Source organism: Stenotrophomonas sp. YJH_SMC_36 (assembly GCF_059369935.1).
The window spans coordinates 192,956-205,236 of record NZ_JCAFTD010000003.1; the positions used below are offsets into that span (position 1 = coordinate 192,956).

The window sequence follows — 12,281 nt, forward strand, 5'->3', positions numbered from 1 at the left end:
TTATTGGCTGTTCCGGCATCACGCCGGATCAGTCGTTTCCGAACAGATCCCGGGTGTAGACCTTGTCGGAGACATCCTCAAGCTCGGCGGACAGCCGGTTGGCCAGAATCAGGTCAGCTTCCGACTTGAATCGCTCCAAGTCGTTGATGACCCGGGAGTTATAGAAGTGCGGGGTCTGTAGTACGGGCTCGTGGACGATGACCTCTATACCCTTGGCCTTGATGCGCTTCATCACGCCCTGGATGGCGGAGGCACGGAAATTATCCGATCCGGATTTCATGACGAGGCGATAGATGCCCACCACCTTCGGTGAGCGCGCGATCACGTCGTCGGCAATGAAGTCCTTGCGGGTACGGTTCGCTTCCACGATGGCGTGGATCAGGTTCTGCGGCACGTTGCTGTAGTTTGCCAGCAGCTGTTTCGTGTCTTTCGGAAGACAGTAGCCGCCGTAGCCGAAGGACGGGTTGTTGTAATGGTTGCCGATACGCGGATCGAGGCTGACGCCGTCGATGATCTGTCGGGTATCGAGTCCATGCACCGCCGCATATGTGTCCAGCTCGTTGAAGTAGGCAACGCGCATGGCCAGGTAGGTGTTGGCGAACAGCTTGATCGCTTCGGCTTCCGTGGAACCTGTGAACACTGTGGGCACGTCCTTGCGGATGGCTCCCTCCCTGAGAAGCTCAGCGAACTCCAACGCACGCTCTGAACGTTCACCCACAATGATGCGGCTGGGATGAAGGTTGTCGTACAGGGCCTTTCCCTCGCGCAGAAACTCCGGAGAGAAAATGACATTCTGTGTACCGAAACGTTCCCTCAGCTGTTCAGTGCAGCCTACCGGGACGGTGGACTTGACCACGACAAGTGCATCCGGATTGATCTGCTGCACATCCCGCAGTACCGATTCAACGGAGCGGGTATTGAAGTAATTGGTGAGGGGGTCATAGTCGGTGGGCGTCGCGATGATGACGAACCGTGCGTCCTCATAGGCCTCCTTGCGATCCAACGTGGCCTTCAGATTCAGGCCGCCCCGCGCAAGAAATGCCTCGATCTCCGCGTCTTCGATTGGCGACTTGCCAGCGTTGATGCGCGCAACGCGATCTGCGTCGATATCCAGCGCGATGACCTCATGGTTCTGTGCCAGCAGAACAGCGTTAGACAGGCCAACGTAACCGGTACCGACCACGGCAATTTTCATGTGGGTTTCCTTTCCTGCATCAGCGGGCAGGTGTGGCCTTGCGCGCAGATGACGTGACATGGGGGTCGCAATGCTACTACATGGATGATGGCCGGGGCCTGACGGCCGGGGTTCGCAACCTTCCCCCACGCCGCGTCGTCGTCCAGGAGTATCCTATCGCCATGGCCGATACCCCCCTTACTTCGCCGCATTCGCCGGCGACGCCGCGCTGGCGGCATTACTGGAGTCTGATGCGCGCGGATCGTCCGATCGGCACGTTGCTGCTGCTGTGGCCCACCTGGTGGGCGCTGTGGCTGGCGGCAGGCGGCATGCCGCCGCTGTGGACCCTGTTCGTGTTCACCGCGGGTGTCTGGCTGACCCGCTCGGCGGGGTGTGTCATCAATGACTACGCCGATCGCTGGCTCGACCCGCATGTGGAGCGCACCAAGGCCCGTCCGCTGGCGACGGGGGCGATCAGTGGCCGTGCCGCGCTGGTGCTGTTCGCGGTACTGATGCTGGTGGCATTCGGACTGGTGCTGACCCTGAACGGGCTGACCATCGGCATGAGCTTCATCGGCGTGTTCCTGGCCGCCAGCTATCCCTACCTGAAGCGCTATACGCACCTGCCGCAGGTCTATCTGGGCATGTCGTTCGGCTGGGGTATTCCCATGGCATTCGCCGCGGTGCAGGGCGAAGTGCCGCTGCTGGGCTGGCTGCTGTACGCCGGCAACATCCTCTGGTCGACCGCGTATGACACCTGGTACGCCATGGTCGACCGCGAGGACGACCTGAAGATGGGCTCGCGCTCCACGGCGATCCTGTTCGGGGACCTGGATCTGGTGATCCAAGGGGGGCTCTACGCCCTGTTCCTGGCGACCATGGCGCTGGTCGGTGTGCGCGCCGGCCTGGGGAGCTGGTACCTGGCCGGCCTGGCGGTGGCTGCGGCGCTGGTGGTGTACGAATTCTGGATCTGCCGCAACCGCGAGCGGGGGCCATGCTTCAAGGCGTTCCTGCACAACAACTGGGTCGGCGCGGCGCTGTTTGCCGGTATCGCGCTGGATCTGGCGCTGCGCTGACAGGGGCTGCCGGGCAGGGGCGCGATGCCGTCCTACGACCAATAGGCGACTGACAGTCCCCGCCGCGAGGCCGAGAATCGAGCCATCGAACCTGGGAGGGTAGGTGATGGCCTCGACGGCAGCAGTACAGGATGGCTGGATGGCGCGCGCAGCGCTGCGCTCGGCCTCCTGGGCGGAAAAGTGGTTCCCTGATGCCTACGTGTTCGCGGTGCTGGGCGTGGTCATCGTCGCCCTGGCAGCCATCGGCTTCGGTTCCACGCCGCAGACCACGGCCAGTGCCTTTGGCGATGGCTTCTGGAGCCTGATTCCGTTCACCATGCAGATGGCCTTCGTGGTGATCGGCGGTTATGCCGTGGCCACTGCGCCTGTGGTGGCGCGCTTCATCGAACTGCTGGCGCGGGTGCCGCGCACGGGGCGCGGTGCGGTGGTCTATGTAGGCCTGGTCAGCATGCTGGCTTCGCTGCTCAGCTGGGGCTTCTCGCTGGTGTTCGGCGGTCTGCTGGTGCGTGCATTGGCGCGCCGGACCGATCTGCGCATGGACTACCGCGCCGCAGGTGCCTCCGCCTACCTCGGCCTGGGCGCGGTCTGGGCGATGGGCCTGAGTTCTTCGGCTGCGCAGCTGCAGGCGAACCCGGCCAGCATGCCGCCGGGGCTGGTGGAGATCACCGGCGTACTGCCCTTCACTGAAACCATCTTCCTGTGGCAGTCGATCGTGCTGACCGCGGCGTTGATCCTGGTGTCACTGCTGATTGCCTGGTTGACCGCGCCGGCGACTGGCAGTGCGCGCACCGCTGAATCGTTTCCCGGTGCGGCGCAGGCCGAGCCTGAGCCGCTGCAGCGCCGCACGCGCCCCGGCGAATGGCTCGAATACAGCCCGCTGCTGACCGTGCTGCTCTCGTTGCTGGCCTTCGGATGGCTGTTCAACGAGTTCGCCAACAAGCCGGTGGTGACCGCGATCGCCAACCTCAATACCTACAACTTCCTGTTCATCTCGCTCGGCCTGCTGCTGCACTGGCGCCCGCGCAGCTTCCTCAACGCGGTGGCCAAGGCGGTGCCCAGCACGACCGGTGTGCTGATCCAGTTCCCGCTGTATGGCGGCATCGCGATGATCCTCACCCACGCGGCCGGCGCCGATGGGCAGACGCTGGCGCACCGGCTGTCCAGTCTGTTCGTGCACATCGCCAGCACCGATACGTTCGCTCTGGTGATGGGCGTGTACTCGGCGGTCCTGGGCTTCTTCGTTCCCTCCGGCGGCGGCAAGTGGATCATCGAAGCACCGTACGTGATGCAGGCGGCGAACGAACTGAAGGCGCACCTGGGCTGGGCCGTGCAGGTGTACAACGCCGCCGAAGCGCTGCCGAACCTGATCAATCCGTTCTGGATGCTGCCGCTGCTGGGCGTGCTGGGCCTGAAAGCCCGCGACATCGTCGGCTTCACCTTCATCCAGCTGCTGGTGCACATCCCGCTGGTGCTGGGCCTGCTGTGGTTGCTGGGCATGACGCTGGATTACGTGCCGCCTGTGATGCCATGAGGTGCTGCGCCCGCTGCGCCCGCTGCGCCCGCTGCGCCCGCTGCGCCCGCTGCGCGGCCGGGCCGGGCGGGCGCCGCTGAATGGGCCACAGCCTCTGCGGGCATGAGCACATGCCGATCCCGAATGAATCCTTCAGCCGCTTGCGGCACAAGGGGTCACGCCGGTTCATTCACGCGCATGCACATTTCTGTAGCTGCGTCACAACGCATGGTTAACCCACCGCTGCAGACGATGGCCGCAACCACCGCATTCCGCGAGTGGCACTGGAGATACCGCAATGGGCCAGCACAATCAGAACCAGCAGAACCAGCAGAACCAGAAGCAGCAGGATCAGCAGGATCAGCAGGGGCGCGGTCGCGATCAGCAGCAGCAACAGCAGCAGGACCAGCAGCAGCGCGGCCAGCGCAACCAGCAGCAGGGCGGGCAGGACGAGGAAGAGTGACCCTCGCGTCCCTGTCCAGCATCGCCTGAAGCCCCGCCTTGTGCGGGGCTTCTCATTCCAGTGTGCCGATCCGCTCCAGCACGGGCGCCGCCGACATGTCGTTGGGATTGGTACCCGGTACGCCCTGCGGTACGTCCATGCCCATGCTGCGGTAGAGGTCGATCCAATGCCGGGCGATCTTCCCGGTCTGCGGATTGCGGAAGTTCATCGGCTGCAGCGCGAATACATGGTGGGCACGGAAGGCACGTTCGATGAAGTCCGAGCAGTAGTAGCTGTCATCGTTCGGCACGTAGGAGGCGTTGTAGGGCCTTCCAAGCAGGGTACGCGCGGTGGCGACGGCGTCGCCGATGGCAGCGTTGTGCGGTGCGCGCAGGCGGTAGACCACGATCTGCCGCAGCCGGGCGCGCGCCTCCTGCTGGAACGTAGCCAACGTCTGCCGGCGCGAGCCCTTCTCGTCCGCATGCAGCACTTCCCAGCCCTGCGTCGTGGCGGCCACCAGACCCACATGATCGAAACCGGGATGAGCCTGCGTACCGGTCGCATCATCGATGGCAGCGCTCAGGCCACTGTCTCCTGCGGTGACGAACAGCAGGTCGCCCTCCTGGAGATCCACGGCCGTCGCCGCGGCAGCGGGCAACAACAGGGCGAACAACAGCAGGATGCGGCGCATGGAGGGTCCGGCAACGGGAGGAAGCGCCATTGTAGGTTCCTGCACGGCACACGGCCCGTTCAGCCCCGCCGATGCGGTACGGCGCGCACCTCCCAGCCCAATTCCGCATCCCGCAGCTCGCCCGCGGGTACATCTCCCATCAGCACCTGCAATCCCCGTGCGTTGGGCAGGTCCTTCTGTTCGGGGAACCAGCGCCGGTCGGCGGCAACGACGATCAGCAGGCCCTCGTCATCGCCCATCGGTGCGAACTGGGCCGAGGGCGCGCTGATCGGTTGCAGGCCGAAGCGCCCGGCGGCCTGCAGGCGCACCGAATCGACATCGTGGCTGGGCAGGCCGACTTCGCTCAGGCAGGTGATCTCACTGCCATGGAAGGCGCCTTCCTGCGGACTGCAGGGAAGCCGGCGCCGGCCGATCAGCTCCAGGATCAGTCCATCCGGGCCGGTGAAGTACACCGACTGCGATTGCCAGCTGCTTTCCAGCGCGAAGTAGTCCAGTCCTGCCGGGTTGCGCTGCAGCGGCGTACGCTCGCGCAGCCAGGTCATGGCGGCCGCGAAACGGTTGTCCGGCACGTTGAAGGCCAGGTGCACGCCGCCAACCGCGACGTCCTCGGCCAGCCGCAGCTCGATCGTGCTCCAGCCGATGTGGATGCGGTTGCCGCTGACCGGCAGCTGCAACACATCGCGGAAATAGGCCGCCACCCCGGTGACGTCGGATACCGGCAGGGTGAGATGCAACAGACGCATGGTCTCTCCGCCTCGAAGCGTGCGCTGACAGTGTAGTGGCACGGGCCTTCGCGCGGCGTCTTCATCCGTGCAACCGGGCGTCGCGAAGCGCTATGGTCGCGGCTTCAGGGCGGCCTCGAAAAACCGCTGCGCCTCCGCCACGGTGCGTGCATGCGTCTGCGCTCTTGGCGTCTGGCTGCTGCACAGGGCGGGCAGTCGCTGCTGGCCCAGCGGCGTGCATTCGGACAGGAAGTCGTAGTGGCCGACACCGGGCAGGACATCCAGTCTCGCCTCCGTGATGGACGCCTTGGCGACCTCCGCGTTGGTGGCTGCAGGAGCGACCGTGTCCGCCGCGCCCTGGATGATCGACACCGGTTGCCGCAGCGCCTGCAACTGCTGGGGCGGGAACGCCTGCATGATCGCCGGTGCCATCAGGAACACGGCGCGCACACCCGGGACCGGGCGGGCATCATCGGCGTGGGCCATCCACGGCGCCAGATCCGCCGCCGCCGCCGCGGCCTTGCGAGCCTCCAGGGTGTGCGACGGCGCCTCGCTCTGTGGCTGGCACACACCGTCATCCGGATGGGCTTCGCAGAAGTCACGCAACCGCCGCAGGTCCGGTCGCGCCCCCGCCGCCAGCAGGGCCGTGTAGCCTCCGGCCGAGAAGCCCATTACACCGATCCGCTGCGCATCCACGTGCGGCCCCAGCCTGGGATCGGCCTGCACGGCGGCCAATGCGGCGCGCAGATCATCCGCACGCAGCCAGCTCAGCATGCTGCCCTGCAGGGTCAATTCATCCACGCCGTTGTTGCCGGGATGGTCGACGGCGATCACCAGATAACCAGCGCGCGCCAACGCGGTGCCCAGCCAGCCCATCATGCGGGCGCTGCCGCCGTTGCCATGCGAGAGCAGCAAGGTCGGCAGGCGGCCACCGGCAATGGCGGCCTCCGGCGCCGCCTGGCCCACCACGAACAACGGTGCATCGGGCGGACCGATACGCAGTGGCACTTCGCTGCTGCCCGCCATAGCCGGATACCAGACGGTGTAGCGAAGCGTATCGCGCTGCTGCGCGTCGCGTACCGCAGCGCTGGCCACGGTGGTCACCGCCTGGTGTTCGCCGGCCAGGCCACTGCCGGGGACGCCGGCGAGCGACGCGGGGGCAATCAGGACCAGGCCCAGCAGCAGGTGCATCAAGCGCATCGCACGACTCCTTTCAGTGTGTTGCATTCATCAGGGGTGGGGGTCCACGGGCAGCCAGATCTCCACACCGCCATTGCCGCTGTGCTCGTCGAAGCGGGCGTCGTAGCGTTCCAGGTCCGGCGCCGCGGCAAGACTCAATCCGGAGGTGGGCAGATAGTGATCCAGCAACCAGAACCAGGTGGCGCGGATGGACGAGATGTGGCTGTCATGCCAGGCCACCAGATAGCGGCGCGCGGGAATCTGCAGGCGCTGCCAATGTGCTGGAATCGAGGTCAGCGCGGCGCTGGGCAATGCGGCCAGGTAGGTGAATCCGCCGTCGTCATCGCTGTCGTGGCATACACCAAAACTGACCGGTGCGGGTTTGGGCCACTCCCGGTTGAGCTGCGCCCATTGGCCAGGGATGGCGCCACTGCTGTGGCGGGTGTGGCGCATGCCGATTCCGGCCACCTGGAACGAAGGCGTGTCGAGCAGGCGCGGTGCCACGCTGCAGGCGGTGGGAATGTCGTCCACGCGCGCAGCCTGCACCAGGACCAGATCCGCAGTGCCGGACTCGCGCACCCGTTCGGGGGTCTGCCCGAACTGCTCGCAGAAGGCACGGGTGAACGCGGCATGCGTGGAATAACCCGCGTCCATCGCTACCGGCAGGATTTCGTCGGCACCGTCGGCCAGCCGCTGCGCCGCCATGCTCAAGCGGCGGCCGCGCAGGTAGCGCATCACCGACGTGCCGGTGCGCGCGTGGAACAGACGCGACAGATGGAAGGGCGACAGGCCAGCGGCTGCCGCGATATCGGCCAACGCCAGCGGACGGCCCGCATGGGTTTCGATGTACCACAACGCCTTGCCTGCCGCGCTCATCCCGCCATCCCCGCTGCACTGTCCGGCACAGTAGCGGATCGGCTGCCGCTGCGCTTAGCAGTTCTTGCGCAGTGGATGGCTGACATGGGGAGAGAACCGGGCCGCCCGTCGACTCCGGCAAAGTCCCCGGCCGGCCGGGAGAGCCGGCCCGCCGGGGATAGCACACAACGCTTTACCGCCTCACTTGGTTTCTTCCCACTGCACGACGTCGGGCTCGGCGGCGCGGATGCCGGCGGTCGACAGCAGTCGTGTGGTCGCGTCCAGTGCGGCGTTCACCGATGGGTACTCGACGATCGCACGGCCGGAGGCCTTGGACACCTTCACCACGGTGCCGCCGGTGGCCGTTGCCGCGCGCTGTGCGGAGGCCGCATCGGTGAAGAAGACCTTTACCCGGGAGGTGGCCACCACCGGCGCGCCGTCGCTGGAAACGGCGGCGGCGAACTTGCCGGCACCAGCATCCAGACGTGCAGCGGCGCTGGTGCTGCTGGCGTCGGTGGAGCGCTTGCTGCGGGTGCCAGTGGCGGGCGCCGGTGCGTCGGTCGAGGGCGTGATGCGGAACTCACCGCCCTTGGCCTGCTGCACGGTGGCCGACGGCGCCAGCTGGAAGCGGGTCGCGCCCACGTTGAACGCGCGGCCCGTGGCCCTGGCCTTCAGTTCCTGTGCGTCCACGGCAGACAGGCTCCGGGCTGTGGGGGCCTGGGTCGAGCTCTGCGCCCAGGCGGTAGAGGAGATCGCCGCGACGGCGAGGGTGGTCAACAGAATGGTCGTCTTCATCATCAGTGCCCCAGAACGCGGATCTTGAAGAATTCGAGGCTGCCGCGCGACGCTGCGTTCGCGGACTGCCCCATGTCGGTCACTTCCAGGGTCCAGGTGCCGTTGCCGGTCTCATCCAGGAAGGCGTTGCTGGACAGCAGGTCCCAACTGGTGAAGTTGCGCTGGATCGCCACGGAACCCGACAGGCCGGAGCCGATCGAGGTGAACGCCGGTTGCACCACGCTGCGCGTACCGCTGGGTGAAACCAGCACGAACTGCAGCTGGCGGGTGTTGCTGTGATTCACCCGGAAGCCCAGCTGCACCGATTCGACGTTGCGTGCGACATTGGCCAGCTGCACCGTCAGCCGCGCTGCCGCAGCGGAGGTGTTGCCGATGGCGACCCGGCGCGTGGTGTTGCGCCATCCGCTGTCCACCAGCGGGCCCAGCGACTGGAAGTTCTCTGCGACCTGCACCGCGCGCGCTGCGTTGACCACGCCGAAGCCGTACCAGTTGCTGTAGGCCCGGTTTGCAGCGTTGACGGTCCAGCCCGGCACCAGCGTGCGTCCATCGGCGAGTGTCACGGCAGGCTGGTTCGGGTGGTTGCGGGTAGCCGTGGTGGCCAGGATGTACTTCACGTCGCGGTACGTCAGGTTGGGATTGGTTTCCAGCACCAGCGCCGCCACGCCCGACACCATCGGCGCCGAGGCCGAGGTGCCATTCATCTTGGCGGTGTAATTGCAGGTGCTGTCGACAGCGGACTGATTGCCGTCCAGTGTGTTGCGCAGGCTCGTGTTCTTGTTGCTGCCCTGCGCGCAGCCGGTGACATCGGTGGTGACGATGGCCGGATCGTAGCGGACGGCAGGCTGGCCCGGGACGACCTGCCGCTGCCAGCCGTACTCGCCACCGAATGCGGACACCCACAGCGCGGCACCGGTGGACGAATAGGACGAACGCACGCCGTCGGCGCGCACCGCACCCACCGTGATCACATTGAACAGATTGTTGCGGGGATCGCGGCCGGCAGGCACGCAGCCGGTGCCGCGGTTCTTGGTGTCGGTGGTGCAGACATCCTGCGTCTGGCTGATCGATGCGTTGTTGAAGTTGTTGCCGGCGGACTTCACGTAGATGCCGCCGCTGCCGCCGCGCGTGCCGGACAGGGCCTGCTCGTACGCGCGGATGTCGTTCTCGCTGAACGCGAACGGCAGGTTCGGGTTGCCCGGGCCTGCGCCCCAGCTGTTGTTGAACACCTGCACGTCGGCGGCCTCGGCGCCGTCCCACCACGAGTACTCGATGTTGGCCGTCTGGCTGCCGCTTGCATCGGAGGCCAGTACGTTGAAGCCCTTCAGCGTGGCCGCCGGGGCCACGCCGCGCACGCCCACGCCGTTGGCGCCCACCGCGCCGGCAATGCCGCCGACCATGGTGCCGTGATTGTCCACATCCGGAGCGGAGGGGGAGGGGTTGTTGGAGTTGTTGGCAAAGTTCTTGCCCGCCACGGCTGCCACATTGGCGGCCAGGTCCGGGTGGGCGATCTGCAGGCCGTCGTCGACGATGCCGATGATCACCCCTTCGCCGCGGATGCCATTGCGGAACAGCCCATCCACGTTCAGATCATTGCCGGCAACCGGGCGCGTGTCGCCCTGTACGGCCTGTCCGGTGTTGAGCAGATGCCACTGGATCCCGGCCAACGGATCGGCCTGCTGGGCCTGGGCGGTCACGGCCAGGCTGCCCAGTACCAGGGCAGTGGCCAGGGCCAGCCGCGCGGAGCGCGGTGGCGCGGAGTGGTGCGTGTGTCGCTTCATACACGAATCCTTCTGTTGTGAATCGGCATGGCAGGACGGCGGGACGGAATTGCCCCATCGCAACGAGCCAAACGCGACACAACTGAGAACCCCCTACCTCTTCGCGGCAGCAATCTGCAGATGTGCCGATTGCGTCACAAACACTCATGCCCCGCGGTAATGACGACTGCGCATTCCTGTTGTAAGGCCGAGCCTGGCCTCGTCGCAGAACCGAAGGCTCATCGCGCGCCTTCACCACCGACTGTGCTACCAAGGCCCCTGCACTTCCCCGCAATGGAGCAGGACGATGGTCAATCCGCTGGCCCAGGCCCATCGTGGCCTTGGCACGACGCTGTTCAGCCTGTTGAACCCGATCCCGTTCGGCTTCTTCGTCGGCGCCCTCATCTTCGATGCCATCTACCTCAACTCTGCCGAGGTGATGTGGGGCAAATCTGCGGCCTGGCTGATCACGTTCGGCCTGCTCATCGCCATCGTGCCGCGACTGATCAACCTGTTCGCCGTCTGGCGCCGGGGCAACACTGCCACGCGCATCGACCGCCTCGATTTCCTGCTCAATCTGGTGGCGGTCGCCCTGGCCATCTGGAACGCCTTCGTGCACAGCCGTGATGCGTATGCGGTGGCCGTTCCCGGCACGATCCTGTCGGCGCTGACCGTTGCACTGATCGGTCTTGGCCATGTCCTGTTGTCACTGCAGCCGCCGGTGCTGCAAGGAGGCCGTCATGGTTGATCGCATCGTGCCTGCTGCAGGCGGGCTGGCCCTGGCCGCAATCCTGTCGGCGTGTGCCGGCAAAGCCGAATATCACCCCAGCGAACAATCCGGTGCGCATCCGCCGCTGCCGGCGCCGGAGAACTACCTGATGCCGCCCATGCAGGTACCGCGCGGGGTGGGCTGGGCCGATGGGCAGGCGCCGTCGGTGGCCGACGGACTGAAGATCGAGCGCATCGCTGCCAACCTGCAGCACCCGCGCCGCCTGCTGACCCTGCCCAATGGCGATGTGCTGGTGGTGGAAGGCAACGGTCCGGGCACCGAGCCGGTCACCACCCCCAAGCAATGGATTGCCGGCAAGGTGAAGGCGCGCTCGGGCAAGGCCGGCAAGGGAGGCAACCGGGTCACGCTGCTGCGGCGCGCGCCCGGCACTGCCACATGGACCCAGCACGTCTACATCGAGGGCCTGCATTCGCCATTCGGCATCGCCCTGATCGGCGACACGCTGTACGTCGCCAACACCGACAACATCATGAAGTACCAGTACGTGCCCGGCGAAACGCGCATGTCCGACAAGGGCAGCGAATTCACCGACCTCCCCAGCACCGTCAACCACCACTGGACCAAGGATCTGCTGGCCAGCCGCGATGGCAGCAAGCTGTACGTGGGCGTGGGCTCCAACAGCAACATCACCGAAAACGGCCTGGCCATCGAGTACCGGCGCGCGGTGGTGCTGGAGGTGGACGTGGCGACCAGCGGCAGCCGCATCTATGCCTCCGGCCTGCGCAACCCCACCGGCCTGGACTGGGAACCCAGCACCGGCAGGCTGTGGGCAGTGGTGAACGAACGTGACGAGATCGGCGCCGACCTGGTGCCGGACTATCTCACCTCGGTACAGGAACATGGTTTCTACGGCTGGCCGTACAGCTACTACGGCCAGCATGTGGACGAGCGTGTGCAGCCGCAGCGGCCGGATCTGGTGGCCAAAGCGATCCGCCCGGACTACGCCATCGGTTCGCACGTGGCACCGTTGGGGCTGCTGTTCTATACCGGCCAGGCACTGCCGGCGAAGTACCACGGCGGCGCCTTCATCGGCGAACATGGCAGCTGGGACCGCTCTCCGCTGAGCGGCTATGAAGTGGTGTATGTGCCGTTCAAGGATGGCAGGCCGACGGGGCGTCCGCAGACCGTGGTCAGTGGCTTTGCCTCGGAGGACGAGAAGACATTGAGGGGCGCACCGGTGGGCATGGCCATCGACAGCGAGGGCGCCCTGCTGGTGGCCGACGACGTCGGCGATGTGGTGTGGCGTGTGTCGGCCAGGTAGCCCTGCAGAGTCCAGCCATGCTCGACTGC

The 12,281-nt window shown here is 66.2% G+C and carries 12 protein-coding genes; 5 read left to right on the forward strand and 7 right to left on the reverse strand.

The window, feature by feature from the left end; all coding sequences use genetic code 11:
- Nucleotides 1-28 precede the first annotated feature (28 nt).
- Nucleotides 29-1,195, reverse strand: a complete 1,167-nt coding sequence (locus tag AC5P76_RS07445; protein ID WP_253119204.1) for a nucleotide sugar dehydrogenase — start codon at nt 1,193-1,195, stop codon at nt 29-31.
- A 161-nt stretch (nt 1,196-1,356) separates the two neighbouring features.
- Between AC5P76_RS07445 and ubiA the strand changes: the two genes are divergently transcribed.
- The 3 genes from ubiA (at nt 1,357) to AC5P76_RS07460 (ending at nt 4,223) form a co-directional block, all read left to right on the forward strand.
- Nucleotides 1,357-2,250, forward strand: coding sequence for a 4-hydroxybenzoate octaprenyltransferase (gene ubiA / locus AC5P76_RS07450; RefSeq protein ID WP_253119178.1), 894 nt, complete (start codon nt 1,357-1,359; stop codon nt 2,248-2,250).
- 106 nt (nt 2,251-2,356) lie between these two features.
- A complete protein-coding gene (locus tag AC5P76_RS07455; protein WP_180875604.1) occupies nt 2,357-3,781 on the forward strand; it encodes a short-chain fatty acid transporter in 1,425 nt (474 codons plus the stop codon).
- Nucleotides 3,782-4,058: 277 nt separating this feature from the next.
- Complete coding sequence (locus AC5P76_RS07460) at nt 4,059-4,223, forward strand: hypothetical protein (RefSeq protein ID WP_181452160.1); 165 nt, start codon at nt 4,059-4,061, stop codon at nt 4,221-4,223.
- A 52-nt stretch (nt 4,224-4,275) separates the two neighbouring features.
- On the opposite strand, the gene AC5P76_RS07465 is transcribed toward AC5P76_RS07460, so the two are convergent.
- The 6 genes from AC5P76_RS07465 to AC5P76_RS07490 form a co-directional block, all read right to left on the reverse strand.
- Nucleotides 4,276-4,893 (reverse strand): YiiX/YebB-like N1pC/P60 family cysteine hydrolase, encoded by a 618-nt coding sequence (locus tag AC5P76_RS07465; protein WP_253119206.1) that lies wholly within the window; start codon nt 4,891-4,893, stop codon nt 4,276-4,278.
- A 59-nt stretch (nt 4,894-4,952) separates the two neighbouring features.
- The gene (locus AC5P76_RS07470; RefSeq protein ID WP_253119180.1) at nt 4,953-5,636 is read right to left on the reverse strand and encodes a VOC family protein; all 684 of its coding nucleotides are present in this window, start codon (nt 5,634-5,636) and stop codon (nt 4,953-4,955) included.
- Between the two features lie 90 nt (nt 5,637-5,726).
- Complete coding sequence (locus tag AC5P76_RS07475) at nt 5,727-6,815, reverse strand: alpha/beta hydrolase family protein (protein ID WP_193396037.1); 1,089 nt, start codon at nt 6,813-6,815, stop codon at nt 5,727-5,729.
- Nucleotides 6,816-6,845: 30 nt separating this feature from the next.
- Entirely contained in the window at nt 6,846-7,670 is an 825-nt protein-coding gene (locus tag AC5P76_RS07480; protein ID WP_253119182.1) for an AraC family transcriptional regulator, read from the reverse strand.
- A gap of 180 nt (nt 7,671-7,850) precedes the next feature.
- Nucleotides 7,851-8,447 (reverse strand): S8 family serine peptidase, encoded by a 597-nt coding sequence (locus tag AC5P76_RS07485; protein WP_317233201.1) that lies wholly within the window; start codon nt 8,445-8,447, stop codon nt 7,851-7,853.
- Nucleotides 8,447-10,222 carry a S8 family serine peptidase gene (locus AC5P76_RS07490; RefSeq protein WP_180875599.1) on the reverse strand — a complete coding sequence of 592 codons (1,776 nt, stop codon included), beginning with the start codon at nt 10,220-10,222 and terminating at the stop codon, nt 8,447-8,449. The genes AC5P76_RS07485 and AC5P76_RS07490 overlap by 1 nt, the downstream gene beginning before the upstream one ends.
- A gap of 286 nt (nt 10,223-10,508) precedes the next feature.
- Here AC5P76_RS07490 and AC5P76_RS07495 point away from each other — a divergent pair, with 286 nt between their 5' ends.
- Together AC5P76_RS07495 and AC5P76_RS07500 are read left to right on the forward strand one after the other, a co-directional pair.
- On the forward strand, nt 10,509-10,949 hold the full coding sequence (locus AC5P76_RS07495; RefSeq protein WP_053518153.1) for a DUF2231 domain-containing protein: 441 nt from the start codon (nt 10,509-10,511) through the stop codon (nt 10,947-10,949).
- On the forward strand, nt 10,942-12,252 hold the full coding sequence (locus AC5P76_RS07500) for a PQQ-dependent sugar dehydrogenase (RefSeq protein ID WP_164150534.1): 1,311 nt from the start codon (nt 10,942-10,944) through the stop codon (nt 12,250-12,252). The genes AC5P76_RS07495 and AC5P76_RS07500 overlap by 8 nt, the downstream gene beginning before the upstream one ends.
- Nucleotides 12,253-12,281: the final 29 nt, after the last annotated feature.

Bases quoted from the DNA above. Each gene is read 5' to 3' on its own strand.
- AC5P76_RS07445 (WP_253119204.1), bottom strand. From the start codon at position 1,195: ATGAAAATTGCCGTGGTCGGTACCGGTTACGTTGGCCTGTCTAACGCT.
- ubiA (WP_253119178.1), top strand. From the start codon at position 1,357: ATGGCCGATACCCCCCTTACTTCGCCGCATTCGCCGGCGACGCCGCGC.
- AC5P76_RS07455 (WP_180875604.1), top strand. From the start codon at position 2,357: ATGGCCTCGACGGCAGCAGTACAGGATGGCTGGATGGCGCGCGCAGCG.
- AC5P76_RS07460 (WP_181452160.1), top strand. From the start codon at position 4,059: ATGGGCCAGCACAATCAGAACCAGCAGAACCAGCAGAACCAGAAGCAG.
- AC5P76_RS07465 (WP_253119206.1), bottom strand. From the start codon at position 4,893: ATGCGCCGCATCCTGCTGTTGTTCGCCCTGTTGTTGCCCGCTGCCGCG.
- AC5P76_RS07470 (WP_253119180.1), bottom strand. From the start codon at position 5,636: ATGCGTCTGTTGCATCTCACCCTGCCGGTATCCGACGTCACCGGGGTG.
- AC5P76_RS07475 (WP_193396037.1), bottom strand. From the start codon at position 6,815: ATGCGCTTGATGCACCTGCTGCTGGGCCTGGTCCTGATTGCCCCCGCG.
- AC5P76_RS07480 (WP_253119182.1), bottom strand. From the start codon at position 7,670: ATGAGCGCGGCAGGCAAGGCGTTGTGGTACATCGAAACCCATGCGGGC.
- AC5P76_RS07485 (WP_317233201.1), bottom strand. From the start codon at position 8,447: ATGATGAAGACGACCATTCTGTTGACCACCCTCGCCGTCGCGGCGATC.
- AC5P76_RS07490 (WP_180875599.1), bottom strand. From the start codon at position 10,222: ATGAAGCGACACACGCACCACTCCGCGCCACCGCGCTCCGCGCGGCTG.
- AC5P76_RS07495 (WP_053518153.1), top strand. From the start codon at position 10,509: ATGGTCAATCCGCTGGCCCAGGCCCATCGTGGCCTTGGCACGACGCTG.
- AC5P76_RS07500 (WP_164150534.1), top strand. From the start codon at position 10,942: ATGGTTGATCGCATCGTGCCTGCTGCAGGCGGGCTGGCCCTGGCCGCA.